15 protein-coding genes and 1 pseudogene are annotated in these 20,601 nt (G+C 41.4%); 1 reads left to right on the top strand and 15 read right to left on the bottom strand.

The genetic code is table 11. The features are described 5' to 3' along the window. Positions 1 to 16: 16 nt before the first annotated feature. The 15 genes and pseudogenes from rsmS to EYW48_RS11470 form a co-directional block, all read right to left on the bottom strand. Positions 17 to 175 carry a pleiotropic regulatory protein RsmS gene (gene rsmS, locus EYW48_RS11540; RefSeq protein ID WP_053310070.1) on the bottom strand — a complete coding sequence of 53 codons (159 nt, stop codon included), beginning with the start codon at positions 173 to 175 and terminating at the stop codon, positions 17 to 19. A gap of 1 nt (position 176) precedes the next feature. Further along, positions 177 to 725, bottom strand: a complete 549-nt coding sequence (locus EYW48_RS11535; RefSeq protein WP_261917885.1) for a primosomal replication protein — start codon at positions 723 to 725, stop codon at positions 177 to 179. After that, positions 722 to 1,501: a TSUP family transporter gene (locus EYW48_RS11530; RefSeq protein ID WP_274671502.1), complete on the bottom strand. Its 780-nt coding sequence runs from the start codon at positions 1,499 to 1,501 to the stop codon at positions 722 to 724. The genes EYW48_RS11535 and EYW48_RS11530 overlap by 4 nt, the downstream gene beginning before the upstream one ends. 54 nt (positions 1,502 to 1,555) lie before the next feature. Continuing rightward, a pseudogene (locus EYW48_RS11525) lies at positions 1,556 to 1,864 on the bottom strand (helicase C-terminal domain-containing protein); the annotation flags it as partial. Positions 1,865 to 1,976: 112 nt separating this feature from the next. Continuing rightward, on the bottom strand, positions 1,977 to 2,459 hold the full coding sequence (locus EYW48_RS11520) for a hypothetical protein (RefSeq protein ID WP_277432443.1): 483 nt from the start codon (positions 2,457 to 2,459) through the stop codon (positions 1,977 to 1,979). Positions 2,460 to 2,672: 213 nt separating this feature from the next. Then, complete coding sequence (locus tag EYW48_RS11515) at positions 2,673 to 4,712, bottom strand: hypothetical protein (protein WP_277432442.1); 2,040 nt, start codon at positions 4,710 to 4,712, stop codon at positions 2,673 to 2,675. Positions 4,713 to 4,714: 2 nt separating this feature from the next. Beyond that, positions 4,715 to 6,547: a hypothetical protein gene (locus EYW48_RS11510; protein ID WP_277432441.1), complete on the bottom strand. Its 1,833-nt coding sequence runs from the start codon at positions 6,545 to 6,547 to the stop codon at positions 4,715 to 4,717. 48 nt (positions 6,548 to 6,595) lie between these two features. After that, positions 6,596 to 8,149, bottom strand: coding sequence for a tyrosine-type recombinase/integrase (locus tag EYW48_RS11505; protein ID WP_277432440.1), 1,554 nt, complete (start codon positions 8,147 to 8,149; stop codon positions 6,596 to 6,598). 756 nt (positions 8,150 to 8,905) lie between these two features. Beyond that, entirely contained in the window at positions 8,906 to 9,682 is a 777-nt protein-coding gene (locus EYW48_RS11500; RefSeq protein WP_277432439.1) for a SprT family zinc-dependent metalloprotease, read from the bottom strand. Continuing rightward, complete coding sequence (locus EYW48_RS11495) at positions 9,682 to 12,984, bottom strand: HsdR family type I site-specific deoxyribonuclease (protein ID WP_277432438.1); 3,303 nt, start codon at positions 12,982 to 12,984, stop codon at positions 9,682 to 9,684. Before EYW48_RS11495 ends, EYW48_RS11500 begins: the two co-directional genes overlap by 1 nt. Next, a complete protein-coding gene (locus tag EYW48_RS11490) occupies positions 12,984 to 14,120 on the bottom strand; it encodes a PD-(D/E)XK nuclease family protein (RefSeq protein WP_277432437.1) in 1,137 nt (378 codons plus the stop codon). Before EYW48_RS11490 ends, EYW48_RS11495 begins: the two co-directional genes overlap by 1 nt. A gap of 16 nt (positions 14,121 to 14,136) precedes the next feature. Further along, entirely contained in the window at positions 14,137 to 15,012 is an 876-nt protein-coding gene (locus EYW48_RS11485) for a GIY-YIG nuclease family protein (RefSeq protein ID WP_277432436.1), read from the bottom strand. Beyond that, positions 15,012 to 16,202: a restriction endonuclease subunit S gene (locus EYW48_RS11480; RefSeq protein WP_277432435.1), complete on the bottom strand. Its 1,191-nt coding sequence runs from the start codon at positions 16,200 to 16,202 to the stop codon at positions 15,012 to 15,014. Before EYW48_RS11480 ends, EYW48_RS11485 begins: the two co-directional genes overlap by 1 nt. Then, a complete protein-coding gene (locus tag EYW48_RS11475; protein WP_277432434.1) occupies positions 16,192 to 17,709 on the bottom strand; it encodes a type I restriction-modification system subunit M in 1,518 nt (505 codons plus the stop codon). The genes EYW48_RS11480 and EYW48_RS11475 overlap by 11 nt, the downstream gene beginning before the upstream one ends. Positions 17,710 to 17,879: 170 nt before the next feature. After that, positions 17,880 to 19,106 (bottom strand): chromosome partitioning protein ParB, encoded by a 1,227-nt coding sequence (locus EYW48_RS11470; protein WP_277432433.1) that lies wholly within the window; start codon positions 19,104 to 19,106, stop codon positions 17,880 to 17,882. Between the two features lie 148 nt (positions 19,107 to 19,254). Between EYW48_RS11470 and EYW48_RS11465 the strand changes: the two genes are divergently transcribed. Further along, positions 19,255 to 20,454, top strand: coding sequence for a hypothetical protein (locus EYW48_RS11465; RefSeq protein WP_277432432.1), 1,200 nt, complete (start codon positions 19,255 to 19,257; stop codon positions 20,452 to 20,454). Positions 20,455 to 20,601 lie beyond the last annotated feature (147 nt).

The raw sequence follows: 20,601 nt of genomic DNA, 5'->3' as shown, positions 1-20,601 counted from the left end.
AGCGAGTTCTCGCTCCTCAATTTTTATTTGCTTCAATCTTACGCAATAAATCTTGTTGTACGATTTGCATGGCAGCTAGTGCTATCTCTGGCGCGATTTCATTGCTTTCAAGCAAATAAATGAGGTCAACGGCGAGCTTAACCTCTGCGGGTGCGGTGTCTAAAGCTGAGTCCATGTTATTGGTTTTTCTCTCTGAAGGTGATTTGTTTTTCAATTTTTGCTTTTGCTTCTTGGCAGCGTTTAAGGCGTTGCTCGGCGGTTATCAATGCCTGTTGTGCTTGTTGCTGATTAAAGGCAGAGGCTTGTCGCAAACTAAGTTCTTTATCTCTGACCATATCCATCAAACGTCGCTCCCACTCTTGGTGCTGTGCAAGCTCTTGATATAAGGCATTAATTGGTTTTCGGTAGTAGCTACTATGTTTGGGTTCGCTTTTTCTAATTGATAGGGTAGAGATTTCTCTTTGTATCGCTGAAATTTGGGCCAGTAAACGTTCGGTCAGGTATTCGGCGCGTTGGCTTGTTAAACGATTCGTTTCTTGCTCGCGCATGATGGAATCATAAGTCGACTGTGTTTCCAGCACACAAGGTACTAATAAATGAGCTTTGCAACGAAACAGTCGCTCATCGAATAAAACGTGGTGATGTTCACCGCGAGAACGGTCAACTTGCGCAGCCTGCTGTTTAAGCTCGTCGATTAAGGTCTTAAGCTTTGAAAAATGATTCATAAGGTGACAAACCATGCGTCATAGGCGAGTTTAAGCGCGAGAACACTGACCACGCTAACAAATACAGGGCGAATAAATTTAGCCCCAAAGCGAATGGCGGAATGTGCGCCAACAAATGCTCCAGCCATTAAGCAAACCCCCATGGTTAGGCCTAAAACCCAATCGATATGGCCCAATATAGCAAAAGTCACCAATGAGGTAAGGTTACTGGTGAAATTCATCGCCTTTGCCAACCCAGAAGCAAGTAATATATTCAGTCGATACAAAGCCATTGAACTAACGGTCCAGAATGCCCCCGTCCCTGGGCCGGCAAGGCCGTCATAAAACCCTAGTGTTACGCCTTGAATATATTGTTTCTTATGCAAAGTCGGGCAAGGTTGCGGGCTGACATTTTGCTTCGCATCTGGCGTTTTATGCCAAATCGTATAAACCGCTGCCGCCAAGATAATCAGTGGTAGCACTTTTTGTAGCCAATCAGTACTAATGGCATCAACCGCAAAGGTGCCAATAACCGCGCCAATAAACGTCGCCACAAAGGCTCGTAGCCAGCAGCGAGGTTGGAATAGCTTTTTGCGGTAGTAGGTGAAAGCTGCGGTCGATGAAGCAAAGGTAGCGGCTAGCTTATTAGTACCCAATGCAATGTGTGGTGGTAGACCAATAGACAGCAATGCAGGTACGGTTAGCATGCCGCCCCCGCCTGCGACAGCATCAATAAACCCCGCCACAAAGGCGACGAGTGCTAATACAACCAACATGGTTGGTTCAACAAGTTCCATGAATAAAATAGGCCCTAAGTTATTGGATAAAAAGGCGCAAACTTGAAGCCTTAATTAATATTCGATATTTCGTTTAAAGGGTGGCAAAGAGTCGAGTAGTGACTTGCCATAGCGTTTGGACACAATGCGTCGGTCAAGGATGACGACTCTACCAGAATCTCTTTCTTTACGCAGCAATCTACCCACTGCTTGAATCAGCTTTTTGCTGGCCTCTGGCACGGTAATTTGCATAAAAGAGTTTCCTCCCCGTTTTTCAATATATTCTGCATGCGCTTGCTCGACGGGGGAAGTCGGAACAGCAAAAGGTATTTTAGTGATCACCAAGTTTTCTAACAGCTCTCCCGGTAAGTCCAAACCTTCGGCCACCTTCACACATCTATTGTTCTGAATAGTGAGAAACCCTTGAAGATATAGGCAGTTTTGATTTTCACACCTATTATGCCCTAAACTAAGTCAAAAGTGAGAATTCACCATTTTATTTCACACCTTTTATGGCTGCCACCTCGACGCTTACGGTGTCTTGAAGCTCATAAACTCGATACATGAGGGTGTTGTTGATAGTTTCAAGCTTATCAACTTTGGCTTTAAGCTCTGCAACTTGTGCATAGTATTTTTTTTTAAGTTTCTCTTCGTCCTTACACTTATTTCTCCATTTATCTTCCGGGGATATTGACGTAGCAATTGATGAGGTATTAACCTCATCATTATTCTGAGCGTCTAGGCATTCTAGCCATTCTAGCCATTCTAGCCATTCTAGAGCTTTGTTGTATTCGTCTATGGCTGGTTGAGCAACATTGTCAATGAAAGGTTTGAATTTGTGAATGTAGCTGCGTCCATACCCTGCTTCATTATTTATTTTGTTTAGCGTGATTCCGCCTGTTGCTTTGACTCTTTTTTGGGTTCCTGCGAGCAGACGATTCAATGCCTCATTTAAGCGTTCAATTGCTTGTTTACTCATAAGTTTTCCTTTTTTTTGGAAAGGGATGTCTATACTTTCTATCTGCTTTTGAAAGGAGGGAGGGGCTTCGGGAGCATGTCTTCAAGCTCGTTTGCTCAATATGATTTTTCTATTTCATAGCTTTCAGCGATAGCGGTTATCTGAGATGTGTAATACATTTCACCTTAGTACCAGATTTGATTTTGGTAACTAGTTTTCAGTGAACCGTGCATTTTACGTAACGCTCTGTAAAGCAATAATTTCTTCAGTAAACGCTGTGTAATTAATGTTGTGCACTTGAAGTGTTGACTCACCAATTTGTATCTTGATTTTTAGTCCAGCGAGTATTGAGCTTTTTAACTTGTCACCAGAATTAAGGGCGCGAAACTTCTTGATTAGTCTTAATCTTTGTTTCGCCACTTCTTTAGCTCCTTTATCTGTGACCACTTTGTGCTCGCATTCTGTTTTCTCTGCCCTAAATGGCAAGGTTCCGCATAGTCGATCACAAGTTGCATTGGTACAATATGCACCAGAGGGTAGCTGAACAATTGTAAAGTCACCTGATCTGATATGTGCTTCGATTTCATCTAAGGTCATCAGAACACTTTCTCCCTCTTCAAGTTGCTTAAATCTATCTTTTTGAATTGCCTCACCTTGTTTACCACTGAGATTTTCACTTCTGTTGAATATATCATCGTAAAGTTCGATTCCAAGTTCGATCCCAGCCTCTTTCAACTCATCAAGCAGGTCAGTATCTAGCATTAGATCATTCATTTTACTTAGCACAGCATTATTGGCATAGTAATCGCTCATATTAAGGTTTTGGTGCTTATACTGAAACTTAATACCTTGAGCTGAACCAAAACCATACCGAACAAAAAACACAGCAAATGTTCTTCGAAAAGTGTGCGAAGTAATGCGTTCAAATGGCCTATTTAAGGCGAGCTGTCCTTCTCGACTCGGGTTTAGTAAATCAAATGTATCAATATCTTCTTGCGTATGTTTATAGCCAAGCCTCGGTAAGTATCTCTTGATTGATTCGGTGATAGTGTTGATATATGTAAAGTTGTTAGATTTCTGTTCGAATAGAGATGGTGCAATGAAAGAAGAATTTAATTGTTTTCTCATGTGCTCAATGCTTTCCTTTGAGATATTCCCTTCTTCTTCCATGTCTTTGATTTTCTGCTCGTAACATTTCCGAGTTGATTCCATCATGTCGTAAGCCAGCTCTAATGCTTGTAGTGCAATAGGGTGGGATTGCCATGTCGTGGTTTTAGGCTTACCGTTGTGACTTTTACTGGTCTCTCCCTGCAATACGATGATTTCTTTGCCATTAACAGTTATGTTTTTATAGTTAGATTTGTTGAAGCTCAATACCTCGCCAATTCTAGCGCCACTGAATGCTAGGACAACAATGAGGCAGCTAGTCATTATTTCCCCTAGTTTTAAACCTTTAATGTCGGGCCTAAAATCTGGAATTTCATGATCAATATTTTGAACTGCTTTGGTTACCCTAGCCTCGATAGCCGCTCTGTTCATTGATAGTGTTTTGCCTTTATGTGAATATCGGTCAAAATTTAGACGTTCACCTGCTTCCCCACGACGTTTGATGTTATAAGCTGCTTCCATCACCTGAGAAATAATATGCCGATACTCGTGATATGCAGCGATAACGCCTAGAGCGTGATTAAGGATTGTCTGCAACATCACGGGTGGAAGAGCTATGTGTTGTTGTGTTTTCTTCGGCGTAGATGCTTGCTGATATATTTTGTCACCATCAATATAGGTAATTATAATTCCAGATGCCGTAAGTATATTCAGCGTAGAGATTACGGTAGTCAGTTGGTGGTATGAAAAGCGACAATTTTTCAACGTTCGAAGAAAAGATTTGAGAACATTTCTATCTTCTAATGTTGACCAGTCAGTGCTATTGAGGCTGGCAGCAATCCGAGCTAAACCCATTTTTTTATCATCTATCCATTTTGATGATGGCGATTGAGACTCTGTTTGCTTTTTATAATGATATAAGTGGTAGAGGGTATCTTGAACACTTTGAACAAACTCCGCAGGTATTGATCTAAACGAGACTTTAGAGGCATTTGCTTTGTGTGTGCTGTATGACGTACTTGTAGAGAAGTCCCACTCCTCAGTGTAGTAAGGCTTGTCATGTAATGAGTTAATTAAATCACAAGGCTTTATTAAAAAAGCTGTAGTTGACTTTTGTAGAGGAGTGATCTGTTCTTGAACTTTGTCGTTGTTTGTGTTGTAGGTCATACTCAGAATGTCTCCAACAGATCAATTAGGCTATAGCCATCGCTATATAGAGGGTGAGGCTCATTGTTGTGTTGACTTTCAGCTATTGAAAAGTTCTTTGGAGAGCGCTCTTTGAATTTTTTTAGGATTGATTCCACGGTGTTGCATATTTTGTGAAACTTATCTGTTGGGAGTGAATTTATTGATGGATATTCCTTCATTTCTTTTAATGTGTCATTGAAAGAGAGCATTAACCAGATATCTTCAACTGCGGCGACTAATCGGTGGTGTACGCACTCAAAACAGCTTAGAAAGTCTGTACAAGCAAGTTCATTATTATTCGTTCTAACACCTTCTTTTTCTAAATTTTTTTTGATTACGTCAGCAGAACCTTGAGTTGAATCTTTGCAGCGAGTACCTACTGTAGTCAGCTTATCATTGCCTCTATCTTTTAACTTTTGATACTCATATTCCGTCAGCACATCTCTAAATTCATACTTTGCTTCCTTTATCGACTCTTCAGGCTCTTTATTGCAAGTTGCTATATCGTACATTGCCGTATGCGCGGCTGCTATGTTCCTGCGTTGCTCATTCTTATTGCCGTCACCATAGCTTGCCGAAAGAACTTTAACAGAGTTATTTGATGACATTGATACCAGCCAGATATCTTGCGTTACTTTTAAGAGGGTTTCTATTTTTGTTTGCCTGAGTATAGAGGCATTCACTTTGGGCAACCCTAATAATCCCATTAACTCATTTAGTTTTTTTTGTGGAGCTAGTTGCCCCGTTTCTACAAAACCTTTTGTTTCCCCATCTCTTGTATGCCAAGGGAACAGCCAGTCAGTGTTAGTTTTTGCTTGAACTTTTTTTGCTATCTTCACCCAAGAGTGGAAGAACGATTGAACGTGAGGTTTAAAACCTATCGCAGTGTCGAACTTCAGGTACTTAGCACGTGCTTTCGTCATATCAAAGTAAGCTTTTCCGTTCATTTTATTGCAAAACCTCACATCACTAAGCTTTAGATTTAGAATTGGTGTGCTGTTTTGTCCTGTGAGGCAATAAGTGATGATTACTGCAAGACGACTTAAATGATTGAAAAAAGGTTGATGTCCGTATTTCCGGTGGAACACAGCAGTCTTGAAGAGGTTTTTCTTCTTTTCTTCTTCCTCAATGCTCCATGCATTAGCTTTCGCAGCTTCATTGAACAATGTTTCGTCCCAAATTGGATTAAGCTCAGGATATGTTCCGTCATTGATATGTTTGGTATAAGTTTTGAATGCTGCAAATAATCTTTTCAAAGTAGGTCGTAACGCATCGCCTACATCAATGCCTTCGTAATGGCTTGTATCTTTTTTTATTCCTTTGATCGATTTGAGTTTTTTAGCCTCATCCTCTCGACCAAGAGCCTTAAGCATGAAGCTTATTGTTTTTTTAGCCTCGTTCCACGAACTTTTCTTTGCTTCGTTTTTGCTAACACAAAGCTCCCAATGCTCCATGTAGGATTCGTATAAAACTTTGTGGAAGAAGTCGCCATCAACAGCCGTTAAATTTCTTTCATCTAGCCATCTTAGGTAGTATTTTAAGCCTCTGAACCTTGTCTGCTTGGTTATGTTGAAATTGGGTTTCATAATTTTATATACTTGACGAACAAATGCCTCTCTCCCCATCGGGATATAGTCTACACCTTTAATTTTGTTCCCTACTTGGTTGAAGTTAGGGGCATTTTTGAAATTTAGCTGAATGAAATGACAATTATAGGTACATTTCAGAATCATATCTTCGACTCTTAATGGTTCCACTGTAGACTCTTCATCATCAAAGATATCATCAACTTGAAGTGGCTTTCTTCGACTCATCTTAGTTCCTTTGTAGAGCGAATATATTGTTAGCTCATGGTGATTTTCCTAGTGAGCCAAGGTTTGTGGTTGAATCGCATCACCTAGTAATTCATCTTCAAGGTCTTTAAATACGTCAAGGTAATCGAGTATATCTTCCCAAATTTCATCACCAGTTGGATGATCTTCTGCGATCTGTAGGTATAGTAATGTTGTCTCTAAATCTTCATGGCCTAGGCATTCTGAAACAATTGCTAGCGCCTGCTCAGCATCCTTTTTTTTCAAAAGCATACGAAATAAAGCCACTGCAAAAGTCGATCTTAAGTTATGCACAACTGCGTCCTCGATGCTCTGTGCTAAGTTGATGCTTGCGGTTTTTCTTATTTCACCCCATCGAGTATTTATTTCTGTTAGTTTCAAGAAGAACGGTTTACCTGTTGCACTCAAAAAGAGGTAAGCCTTGTTTTCGTCAACCCCATCTTTAGAATCAAAGAACGCGTCATCTCCTTCTTTTCGTTTTTTTTGACACAGTTCTTTAAATTTCTTCAATCTTCTTTCGTAACGTTCAGATTTTGTGTAATTGTATAAAGTCAACATTACTGAACTGGGTATTATTGTTCTCCGGTTTTTATTTACTCCTGCGACCCCTTTTGTTAGTGATCCGTATTCATCTCCAACCCCAAGACGGAGCATTGGTTTTTTCATATCAGGACAAGTAATCTGTCCAATATGCAAGCTTGCACCTTCTTCTTTTCTAAGCCCCGTGAATCTAAGTAGTATGAAAAAAAGACAGTATTCTTCGGAAAGTTTTGTCATTTTTTCCCGCCCTTTAACGAGCTTTAGAACTCGTTTCGTTTTAGTTAAGATGTTCTCTACCTCTTGCCAGCTTCTATTCGCAAGAGGCTTTAGTTCACGTCGTGAGTTAGGGATACTGCCACCATCATTTTTCATTGGTTTTGCAAAGGTAAGTTTCAAATCGGATGATTGAACAGAGAATGAGTATCTTGAATTCATGTTCGTACCATCACTATGTAAGGAAATGATAAACGATTCGTGCTTGAACGGAGGGTTGTTAAATCGTATCCCTTTCCTAAGAAAGTGGTTGTAGAATTTCACAACCCGTCGCATGTATGCAGTGCATAGTGATTGACTTAATCCAGACCCAGACTGACCTTCCTTTTTTAAGCTAGCGTGGTACATATAGGTAGCACGGTGATTAGTTCTAATACCAAATTTGTTCCATTCTGGTCGAGGTGGATGAAGTAGCTCATCATAATCGTCATTGTTGTATTTTTTGTCCCAAGCAGCTTGTACATCCAATATAAAAGAGAAGTAATGGATGAGTGCTTTAGAGTCTTGAGCAGAATCTTCAATTCCATCCTCAATATGTCTAAAAAGGATGTATTCATTTACATGATCCATAGGTTGATAAGAAATAATGTTACTTTTCTTATCCCTACCAACAAGATTCAAGAAGATAATATGTTTGATGTGCACATATGCTGACTTGTCCTTGGAATAGACAATCTGCATCTTACGTTTCTCATCTCGAACTACTAATGGTTTCTTGTAAGTGAAGTTCTTTATTCCTGTTGACTCAATTTTGTAAGTTATATCAGTCATTTTTCTAACCTAGTGATGACTATCTTTTAGAGTCTTAAGTTTTATCTGTTGCTGTAAAACTTCTCTTACTTTGGATAACTCTGAATACCCTAGATCGCCACAAAATCTGCTCATTTCGTTTTCCACTAGGTGAATGAGTATCTCCAATTGCTCTTTAGTTAGGGGTAATCTCATGCTTGAATCATCCACTTTAAGTCAATGTGGCATACTTACTCATGCCACTCATTACAATATGTATAGCATGAAAATTGAGTATTGTGCAACGTCATAAGTTGTTGATTTTTAAATACTTAAATTTAGATTAGTGCAAATAAAGAACAATGACGGTCAGGCATTTTTCGGTTAAAGTAATCGCTTAATGACACTCTAACTCAGAGTCACATAAGAGCCAAAATTAGGGTTTTAGATTATGAAAAAGATATTACCAAACCTAGAAGAATTTAGATTGAACGGGACATCACACCTAGTAGTCGATCCTAGTACGCTGCCTGTTGACGTTTTGGCGGCACTAGAGAGGTATATGCGAGGTAGAACTGTCAGTCATCCTGTTTATATATACATACAGGATTGGGTGGGGTTTTGTGGTGCAGTGGAAAGAGGTGACGTTAGTATTTAATGCAACTCGCAACTAAGGGGGTGTATCGAGGTATTGTGACCACTTCTTAGTTGCTTAAAAAGTGGCGGAAATGACTGATCGGAATGGGACAAAAGGCAAACTACGTAAAAATCTCGAACTTTAATGTCCACCGACAAGTGCTACTCATTCAAATACAACTCTGCCATCCCATCTAAACGGTTTTTTACTTCTTTCCAGTTCGGCATAACACTGGTTAGCAAGCGCCAGAATTTTTCGCTGTGGTTATGCTCAGCGATGTGGCAAAGCTCATGGAGGATCACGTAGTCAATGCAATCTTTAGGCGCTTTAATGAGGTGTGGGTTCAGCATCAAGTTGCCTTTAGCCGAGCAGCTTCCCCATTGTTTACTCATGGGAAGAACACGAAAGCTTGGGATACCATCAACCCAAGTGGCTTGCGGAAGTAATTCAGATAAACGCTCATGGAAAATACGCTCCGCACGTGCCTTGTACCAATTACGCACTAATGCTCGAACCATGGCTGTTTTGTCATCGTTAAACCGAGTTAAGGTGACCAGTAATTTACCGCGAGTCATTTTTACAGTTGGTAGTGCTTCGGCATCTTCCACGATCTTCAATACGTAACGACGACCAAGGTAGAACTGCATCTCACCGCTTACATAGTGCTTAGGCTGAACGTATTCCAAGTGACTGCGGAAGTCTTTCAATGCATCGTAAATCCACGAAGCACGCTTCATCACAGCTTGGTGAATGTCGTTACGCTCTGCATCTTCTGGGGCAGTAATCACCACTTCACAATTGGGGTGAACCTTGATGGTAATTTTACGTTTCTTACCGTCTAAATGAGGTTTGCGGACGACTTCGTAACACAAAGCTTCGTCGCCATAGACGAAGCTGTATTCTTCTTTGTTGCCTTCACTGGAGCTTACCGACGTCATTAATGATGCCCTGACACGCCAAGGCGGGTAATTTTTATAACATCAGTAATAATGGCTTGGGTTTTATCCATACCTATCGCTTTGAATAACACAGGGATTAACTTACGTCGGATCTGATTCTCTATTTCTTGAGGATTAATGGAAAACTCAGCAACAGCGGCGGTAACGATTTCATCGATTTGCAACGCATAGTTAAAGCACTCATCTTCTGACAAAACATGATCCCCTAAATGATGAGGGAATAGGCCATAGAACGCCTGTACGTGTCGTTTTATTTTTGGATCAAGCTCTGCGAAGCGATCCGTCGGTATGCCTTTCACATCGCGTTCTTTTACCTGCTCTTCAAAATCAGCAAATAGCAGGTACTGTTTTACAGGCGCATCGAACATCTCTTTTGCTTGTTGAATTGCTTGCCTAAGCAGTTTCGAGAAGTATTCTTGGGCATACGGGTCATCGGCAAGGTCTTGTTCGATCATTTTAGTAACACGACCAGTGATCTTATCTTTTTGGTTGCGAGCTTCATCGTCGGTGAGTTGCTCTGGCTTAATATCCTTACCCATGTTTCCGACTAGATAAGCGCCTTTTGACTCTTCAATTTCAACACCCGCAATATGCTTATCCAGCATGGTGCGAATATTTTCAGCATACACATCGTAATCAATAGTTTCTTCGGCATCTTCACGAACTTGCTTACGTAATTCAGCCATGGACTTTAACGTCTTTTTATACAAATCACGCCTATCTAGACCTGAGTTTGAATCAACGGTATCGAAGCTTTTATCTTCAAAGTAAGTTGCGGATTGCAGAGCCACTTTTAAACAATTTGAAAAAGCTGTGAGCGTAGAGTAGAAGTCATCACGTTTTTTCTGGTTGGTATCGGTAAGCTGTCCATCAATGGTGTCAATTTTCGGAGCGAGCACTTGGCGCAGTGCTGGGCCATCTTGTTTGTTGGGTACTTCGGCAAAAATCGCCCACAGCTCACTGTATAAACCGGGTAGTTTTTTGTATTCCGTATCCATACGATTATAAAGACCTTTTAAGTCTTCAATATCGAAACCACCTTGAGTACGCTCGGCAAGATCTTGATAGTCGGCAATGGTCGCATCCAACTCTTTTAAAATGCCACGGTAGTCGATGAGGTAACCGAACTCTTTCTTCTGATGCAGACGGTTTACCCGAGCAATGGCTTGGATCAGGTTGTGTTGCTTAAGTGGCTTGTCGATGTAAAGCACTGTGTTCTTTGGCTCATCAAAGCCTGTCAGTAGCTTATCAACCACGATCATGATGTCTGGGCCATCATCCTTACCGAACTCTTCGATAATATGTTTAGTATAAGCTTTCTCATCTTGACCAAAATCAGAGCTGAGGACATTCTCTTTCCACCAATTCTGAACGATATCCGTGCTTTCGCCATCTACTGTATCGTGCCCCTCACGCGTATCAGGCGAAGACATAGCAACAACCGAGGTTACCTTGCCTATTTTATCGAGAAGCTTCTTATATTGGATGGCAGAGGCCTTTGAATCGCAGGCTAGCTGTCCTTTTAAACCTTGGCGTTTGAAGTTTTGGAAATGGTCAGAAATGTCATGGGCGATTAAATGGATCCGCCCCTCGGTTTGATAGATCTGACCTTTCTGAGCGAACTTCTTCTTCAAGTCTGTACGCTGTTTTTCGGTCAGCTTATCGGTAATGCGATCAAACCACGCATCTAACGCTTTATCGTTGGTGCTTAGCTCTGGTACGCGCTCTTCATATAAGAGTGGCGTGACGGTTTTGTCTTCCACAGCTTGCTGCATGGTGTAGGAATGGATGATCTTACCAAACTTATTTTCAGTCTTGTCGTCCTGTAACAGCGGAGTGCCAGTAAAGCCGATATAAGCAGCTTTCGGAAGAGCTTGCTGCATACGAATGTTGTTCTCACCGTTTTGACTACGGTGGCCTTCATCAACTAGCACAATCATATCTGGGCTATCGTTGTAACATTCTTCTAACTCAATCGCTGTACCAAATTTATTGATGATGGAGAAGATAATACGCTCATTCCCTTTACTGATTTGCTCGGCAAGGCGTCGGCCTGTTGTTGCCATTGAGGCTTTACGATCTTTTTCTGATAGCGCACCACCAGAGGCAAAGGTACTCGCTAGTTGGTCTTCTAAATCAACACGGTCGGTCACGACTACTACTCGGCATTTAGCCAGTTCTTTAATCCATATGAGTGCCTTCGATAAGAACACCATGGTAAATGACTTACCTGAACCCGTGGTATGCCATATCACACCACCATTACGCGCCCCCTTCTCATCAAAAGAGGTGACACGTTCAATCAAGGCTTTGATGCCGAATACTTGCTGATAACGAGCAACGATTTTACCTGCTTTTTTATCAAACAAGGTGAAGAGCTGAGTCATTTCCAGTAGTCGGTCATGACGCAGTAGTGAAACCAATAAGCGGTCTTGGTCTGTCACCACTAAGTTACCGCCAGCGACTAAAGACAGGTATTCGTCACGAACTTTAGTTGGTCGATGACCAAAGATTCTATCTAGGCTGGTTTGCTCAAGAGGTTTATTCTTTAAGCGCTCAAAAGTGGCTTCGGTGATCTCTTCTTCTTTCCACTTTGCCCAGAACTTACTTGGCGTTCCGCACGTTCCGTATAAACCTTCGTGACCATTTACTGACAGTAATAGTTGGCTATAAGCAAATAAGTGTGGGATTTCATCGACCTTTTGATTGCGAATATTTTGCGAGATACCTTCAGCGACGGTCGGCTTACCCCCGTGAGACGAATCAGGACGTTTAGCTTCAATCACTACCCAAGGTAAGCCATTTACAAAACAAACAATGTCTGGAATGCGGTTGGCAGTACCATGAGCATTTTCAACGACAAGTTCTTCAGTAAAGTGAAACTGGTTATTGTTAGGTGTTTGCCAGTCAATGACATTGATAGTTGGGTTGGCTTTCTTGCCATCAACAAACTCGGTTACGCCAATGCCATAGGTCAAAGCGTTATAGAGTTTTTCATTCGCTGCTTTCAACCCTTCATTCATCGCTGGGTTCGCTAACTCGTGGACAATTTTGTCGATAGCCGCTTCTGATAACTGGTGATCTTTGCCCATGAATGAGTAGGTTTTGTGTTTCAACACATCACGTAAAACGTCAGGCAAAATCACCGTGGAGAGGTTGCCACGCTTAACAACGCATTCGCTCGGAGGAATGAATTGATAGCCAAGATTGGTGAGCAAGGTTAACGCTGGGATTTTGGCGCTTTGCTCTTCACGGAAGTTGGGGATATTTTGTTGTTCCATTAAGATTCAACTCCTCTACTTTGTGTAGATTTGTCTGCTTTTAATGTAGGGCGGATCTCTTTTTCAAATTGATCCATTATTTGTAATTTATGTGCCACTTTCTTACGCATAGTGTCTAAACTGTGTTCTTCAAACCGTGCTTTGTAACAACGGCATGTATCACTCACTTCATTCCATACCTGACCACAATCTTGTTCGCGATAGTGTTCATCAGCAATTTTTCGATCGTCATTATTATCAATGTCATCACAATAATAATTAATACAAAACGATTTACCTTTTCGCCCATCTAAAAATAGAACAACATCAGATTCAGTCGGCCAGTCTTGGTAAGCAAAACGTATAGCTGGATAGCCGTACCAATGAACCACTTTTGAATGCAGGCCAACACCCAAATCGATTTGTAGTTGCTGCTGTAAGCTTTGCTGATACAACTGAATCGTACTGACTTTCGTCTCTTGTAGTTGTTTTATTTGATGTAAGTTGTCCAATACGAAGTCAAGCGTATCTAATGAGAGTTGTGGTTGAGACATAACGTTTTCCAAATGCAGTGAGAACTCACGCAGTAAAATAAGCCACTTATTCATTGGCTGTTCAATAAAATGGTTAGCTAACTTATCTTTCAATGAATGGACAAAAGAGTCGTAGCTGATTCCATTCCAAAGCATCAATTCTTTAGGTATGTTTCCATCTAGAGAGAGGATGACAAGAAATTTCTTCTTCCCTTGAAATCGTTGGGAATTTTGCTTGTACACAAAGTTTTCGTATTCAGAAAAAGGGTTATTCTTTTCATGGTAGATTTTGTTTTCTATCACCATAACCCACTCATCACTTTCTAGTAACAAATCAAGACGCTTACCTTTTTGAGTTTGAACCTCTCTTTCTGGCGGAAGCGATAACGAACAATCAATATCATTAATGCTTTTCGGTAAAGAATTAATTAATGCTTCTAGTACGAGTGTTCCTAACCCATGAGCCGCTTTATCATCTAAAAAAAATGCCAATATGTCAGTAGTCGGGTTTTCGTAATAGCCTTTGCTGCCAATGCTAAAAATAGTTGGCTCCGCCACTTCAAACGGTGCAAGTTGTTTTAATTTTTTAAGCAGTTGATCAAACTGTGAGAGTTTTGTGTCCATACCTAGCCTTATATTTTTAATTATTTGCTTGCTCAGTAGCTGACTCTAACGTTCTTCCTTGGTGATCATGCAAGGTCACACCTTTATCTGTTTTCCAATCAACCCAGCCATTTGATGAACCAAGAAGTAAGAAACACGAAGCACCGCTTGGGGTTTTAAATAGGTAGTCGCGTTCAAATACAAAACGGTCGCTATTTTGAGATATAACATTTTTGGTTAGCAGCTCGTCTCGTTTTTCGTAAAATCGTGGTTCGGTTTTACGCTTGGTTTTCATTGGGGCAGAAGAACCTTTAAATACCACCATACCCTCATTGGTATAAACACCTTCAGCCCTAACACCCGAACGATTACAGACAAATGTTTGCTCGTCCTTGATATTGCTCACTTCAGTCAGCGGTTCGAAAATCGGATAACCCAAGGTTGCTAGAAGTAGGCTGCCAATATCATGGATTTCATCGCAATCGGCTTTGAGAGGGATAGGCGTATGCGGCTTTTGCCCGCCATTTCCATTGAGTAGTTCGTAGCGTTGGCTCGCTTTCGCTTTTTCAATAGACAAGGACTCCAAGTACAGCACATGGGTTTGGGTTAGGTTGTTGGTGAGAGAAACTAAGACTAATGCTCGCTCCCAGTCTTTAGTCTCACTTTTATGGTGCTGCATTAACCGAGACCCCACATCACCAGATTGACCGATGTAGCATTCGTCTTTGTTGTCACCAGAGACAAGAAAGTACAACCCTACTTGTTTGGATTCCGGCATATTAACAAACTCGACCATTTCACTGCGTGGCACTTCAATTAAGCGAATGATTGAAGTGGTTTGCTCAGCAATACGAATACCCGATGGATCTCCACTAGGTAAAAATATCTGGATGGTGCGAGGTCTTTTATTCATTATGCGACTTCCATATCATCAACTTTCACACGACGCTTACCAGTCAACAACTGTTGCATCAATGCCTTCTTTTCTTGCTTTAAGTGAGCGAACTTAGCTCCGAGCACTTCTATTTCTTTGTCGGCAGCGTTTAGCACTGAGGCGATTTTTTGTTGCTCGACCTCTGAAGGATAAAGCACAGACACACTCTCAATCGCTTTTTTTTGAATATTTGGTAAACCTGAACCAACTCGCAGCGACATAATTCTACGTTCGCTAAATTTCAAATACTGGTACAAATATTCAGCATCAACCGTAACATTAGTTAGGTTGTAACAGTGACCTCCACACCAAAAATCTACTTTTTGGAAATCGGTGTAACCACATGAGTTCCCACCTTCACTGATGGTTATTGTATTTCGCTCAGTATTAAAGGAGTCAGTGTAACCTGAAGGAGTAATACCACCATTTATTACAGGATATTTACCCGTTGCCTTTAAAGTTGAACGATTAAGCTGTTTACCTTTAGTAATCTTGCAAACTTTACTTAAAATGGAGCTTTCCCACTCCTCCTCGAATGCATTACCCGTATCAGGATTGAGCAAACGCTTCTTACCCGTCAAAAGCTGCTGCATCAGAGCTTTTTTCTGTTGCTTACTGGTTTCAATCAACTTTTCTGTGGTGGCAATCGCTTTGTCCCAAGTTGAGAGGATTTTGGCGATTTTTCGTTGCTCTGGGATCGGGGGAGCCAGTACAGGAAACTCTTTTAATTGCGTAGAATTGATACTTGCCAAATTTGTACTTCGTTTAGCACAACTCAAAAAGTATGTTTTACCGTAATTACTACCTGATAATGCGCCTAAGAAGTACGGTAACAATACTTTCTGATTCGGACGCACAGCAAATACATGATTCTGATTAAGACATGGTGTTATTTGACCTTGCCACACATCACCACGCCCTAACTTGTCAAAGTCCCCCCCTTCAGTCATCAACACATCACCAACTTGCAATGAGTATCTTTCAAGCTGATGGCGTTCAATTTGGATAGTCTTCACCTCAGAAAGATCAATATATCCATCTTGTACGTTCGCTACTCTAAGGTATGGCACTTCAATAGGATCTTTTAAGCCTTTTTTACCTTTGGCTACGCCTGTTTTAATCTCTGCTACTTTCTCAAGAGGCTTCCTTTCCCAACCGTTAGGCACCATAACCCAACTCCTCTAGGTAACCTGCCATTTCAACTTCTAGGTCAGCCAGATCATGTTTTAGAGTTAAGCGTTCGGTGCGAACTGCAACTAAGTCGATCTCTTCTTCTTCCTCGAAGGTATCCACATAACGAGGAATATTGAGGTTGTAGTCGTTCTCGGCAATCTCTTCGAGCGTTGCTAGGTATGAGTATTTGTCGGTGGTTACACGCGTTTTGTAAGTATCAACAATCTTCTGAATGTTCTCAGGGGTTAGTTGGTTCTGGTTCTTACCAGACTTGAACTCACGAGAGGCATCAATAAACAGTACCTTATTATCATCTTTCTGTTTTTTGAACAGAAGGATTGCCGCTGGAATACCAGTACCGAAGAACAATTTTTCAGGTAGACCAATTACGGTATCTAACATGTTTTCATCAATCAATTGCTTACGGATTTTACCTTCAGATGAAGCGCGAAATAGCACGCCATGAGGTACAACCACACCCATACGGCCTGTATGTGGTTTCAAAGTTTCTATCATGTGTGAGATAAACGCATAGTCACCTTTGGTCTTTGGCGGTACGCCACGGCGGAAGCGACCAAAATGATCGTTACCTGCATCCTCAAAGCCCCATTTATCTAACGAGAATGGAGGGTTTGCCGTTACCACATCAAAGTGCAGCAGGCCGCCTTCTTTATCCTGAAGCTTAGGGGTACGAATAGTATCGCCCCATTCAATGCGGTGGTTATCTTCACCGTGTAGGAACATGTTCATCTTCGCTAATGACCAAGTCGAGCCAATGGCTTCTTGGCCAAAGAGTGCGTACTGCTTAGAGCCAGCAAAGTTGTTTTGAACTTGCTTACCACACTTCATCAGTAGCGAGCCTGATCCACATGCAGGGTCGCAAATTGTGTCGCCTTGTTGTGGCTCTAGAATGATAGATAAAAGGTCAGAAACTTCTGGTGGGGTATAGAACTCACCCGCCGATTTACCGCTACCCGCTGCGAAATGTTTAATCAAGTATTCGTAAGCGTTGCCTATAACATCTAATGTACCAACGCGGCTTGGGCGAAGGTTAAGCGTCTCTTTACCAAAGTCTTCCAGTAGGTGACGCAGGATGTCGTTCTTCTGCTTTTCATCACCGAGCTTATCAGTGTTAAAGCTGATGTCTTGGAACACGTTTTTTAGCTTAGTGCCATTGGCTTCTTCAATCGCGTGTAGTGCTTGGTCGATACGAGAGCCGTTTCCTGCTTCATGGCGAGCTTCGTATAAATCCCAGAACGTTGAACCTGTTGGGATCTTGAAAGACTGAGTTTCCATCATTGCTGCAATCAATTCAGGCTCGTCACCGTACTCTTTAGCCAGCTCATCCACTTTATCTTGATGCACATCAGAAATGTATTTAAGGAACAGCATGGTTAAGATGAAGTCTTTATAGATGGATGGATCTACGGTGCCTCGGAAAGTATCGCAGGCTGCCCAGACGGCTTTGTTAATGTCATCTTGATTGATTTTAGTGTGTGGCATGGTTTTCCCAGTTAGCAGAGTTACTTACTTTAATGCTGGGATTCTACCATTAAGCCAAGCGAAAAGACTTGATGAAAGTGATGGTTCACATCGTATTATTTGATATAAAACCCTGACCATGTAGAACAACAGAAATGGAGGAGCAAGAGTCAAGCCTGCCCCTATACATTTTAATTGCTGACTATTTTCACATTACTTTGTTTTTGAATGTTTTTGGGCACCGTTCCTTTTGGCACACATGGGATGGTAAAGGGTTCGTTTATGTTCCCTGCGGCAGGAAGAGGGATGTTATTACCATCTTCATCTTTTTTGTACCTAGCAACTCGTCTTACCGCGATCTTATTACCTGCAACAGGGATACCTAAGTGCATGTTCCAACCTTTAAATATGGCTGATAACTTGCAAAGTAAGGAGTAACTCGTCGATTCATGCACAAGTGATTGTAAGTAGTTCCTCACCTGATATTCGACATCGTCTTCGGACTCTAAACCCAGTGATGAAATGACTCTAGTAAGGTAAGTCTCTGGTGATAGTGTTAACTCTTCAATTTGAACTTCCGTGAGTTTCTTTTTAATTAGGTAATGTGCAAACGCATAAATCGGCTCAGAGGCTTGGCTCTCAAGTCTGTATTTTTTGACAACCTCGCCAACAAAGCTAACGGACAGTGCAAGTTCACTGTTCTTTTCTACAAAGTCTAAGATTTCAGGCGGCGGAAAAGACGTCCCCTGAGTCCCACGAAACGCAAACGGATTTTTCGTCAACTCAAATGCCTTTGCGAGCATTGCAATACGAGAGAGTACGCTAGGGTTAACTTTCACACCGGACATTGCTAATACTTGGGCGCGAGAACGGGTATTACCCACGTCAATGTGGGCGAAGGACAAGTCATCGGTCACACCGTAAGTCACTGGAGCAATAAATCCGACTTGCGCATCACAGGCCGCTTCAAGGCGGTGGTGCCCATTCAAAATCTCGCCATCACTAGAAATGATAATTGGCTCTCCTGTCAGACACCACTTTCTATCCTTCATCGCTTTACTGTAGTTTTTGACCTTATTTTTATTGATTGTCCTGTTCTTGTTCTCTGGGTTGATTACCCCTCGTCGAGAGTGTTCGAGCATGTCTCGTGCTAACTCAGGGCTAATGAAGATATCAACATGCTTTAACCCTGTACCCACCTCTCTAACCCCAGAATAATATTTAGATTTACTTTGGAAAACTTCAGATATTACATCTCTTGAAAGTAGCTGACTGGAAGATTCTAACAATTGCCGTGAACTGGCCAAAAAGCTCCTTCTTGGTGTGTCACCAAAACGATCAACTAACGTGTTTACGATAGATGTCTCTAGGTTTTGATCTGATATTTCATGTGTATTTTCTGGAGACTTATCTGTCATTGGGTAATCCTCAGCAATGGTGTGGCAATATAATGTTTAGGAACAGGAATTGAGTTAATATTAGTCTTATTATTGATCCGACAAGCAAGTCGGATCAAGTTTAATTTTTATTTTAGACTGCGCTAGTCGAGTAACTGGATTAAAAAAAATGAAGCTTTCGGATAACAAAATCACTGGGATATTGCACTCTGCGAAAGGGCGAACACAAAAAACATTCATTACTACAATGCCCATGATTGAAGTAAGTGCCTATTTTTCTTCGAAAAGCTTGTTGCCAGAATTGAAGTGGGTTGCTGATGCTGCGGTTAATTCAACAAATTCAAATAAAGTACAAGCTATTCAAGCTGAACTAGAAAAAGTCGTGATTGACAACGTGGTAAGCGCACCGCTATCGCTAACATTTGCGATTACGGGCAAGCCCAGTATTCAGAAGGCCTCTAGTTCGCTATCAACACTCAGTTATGTCCCATCGAATACGTGCATTGTCGGCAATGTTTTGGGCTTAGTTGCTATCTGCAAAATTTTAGGAATAAAAACTTTTTTGTTCAGTTCAAGGCTAAGCGTTAAAGAGGCAAACCAGAAAAGCGAATTGAGACAACGTCTAGCGATGGAAAGCGTAGAAATTCGAGTGATATTTGATGATGAGCAGGGATTAGATGAAAAGCATGTCGTTGAGTTATTTAAAAAAAGCCAAGTGCTTGATTCTGCGTTAAGCCTTCCACACCTTGATGAAGGACAAAATTTACTTCCCGATGATCAGTTCCCTCTAAGACCTTTTATTGAACAGTTAGTTAAAGAAACTAATATCGAATCCTACGGTGGTGTGAGTTTTGACTCCAAACATGTAAAGGTTTCAGAACGCTGTATCACGACTCAATATGTTTTATTCAAATTGATCGTTGGTGCTGTCGCTGGGGTGGGTACTCAAGAATACAGTAAGATGTCTAAGGACGTTACGTTACCCAATGGTACAAGCCTTACTTCTGTACTCAGCGGTGGCTATGTCAGCAAGATTGCTTACTTCCTAAAAGCATGGCTTGAACCACTAGCAGAAGCATTCATAAATAGTCGTTCTGGCTATCATTTATCCCCACAAGTGTGGCAAGCATTAGGGTTAACAATCCATCGGTTAGTTAGTGATGAAGCTTCGTTAAATGACCTAAAGTCGGCAGGTAAGGCATTGGGTGGCCTTGATTACAGTAAAGATGCCAAACACTGGGATAAATGCTCGGTAATGGAATTGGATGCTAAGGGACGTATTTATAAGAATGCTGCGAGTTCGACGAGACTGTTTCGAATTGGGCTGTGTGAGTATTTTGTCGGGGTTGTTGGAGTAGGGGGGCATTAGGGAAAATAGTTGATAAACCTTGTACGTGCAGCGCTCACAAGGGGAAAACGTGAAATTTATATCGTTGGAGCAACTAATTAGTCTCATTAGAGAGAATAGCTCTGAAATAGAACTAATGTGAATCTGTCCTGACGGGCCATTAAATAC

The sequence above is a fragment of the Vibrio sp. 1180_3 genome (assembly GCF_029478545.1).
GTDB classification, from domain to species: domain Bacteria; phylum Pseudomonadota; class Gammaproteobacteria; order Enterobacterales; family Vibrionaceae; genus Vibrio; species Vibrio aestuarianus.
This window is presented reverse-complemented; position numbering and strand designations above follow the sequence as displayed.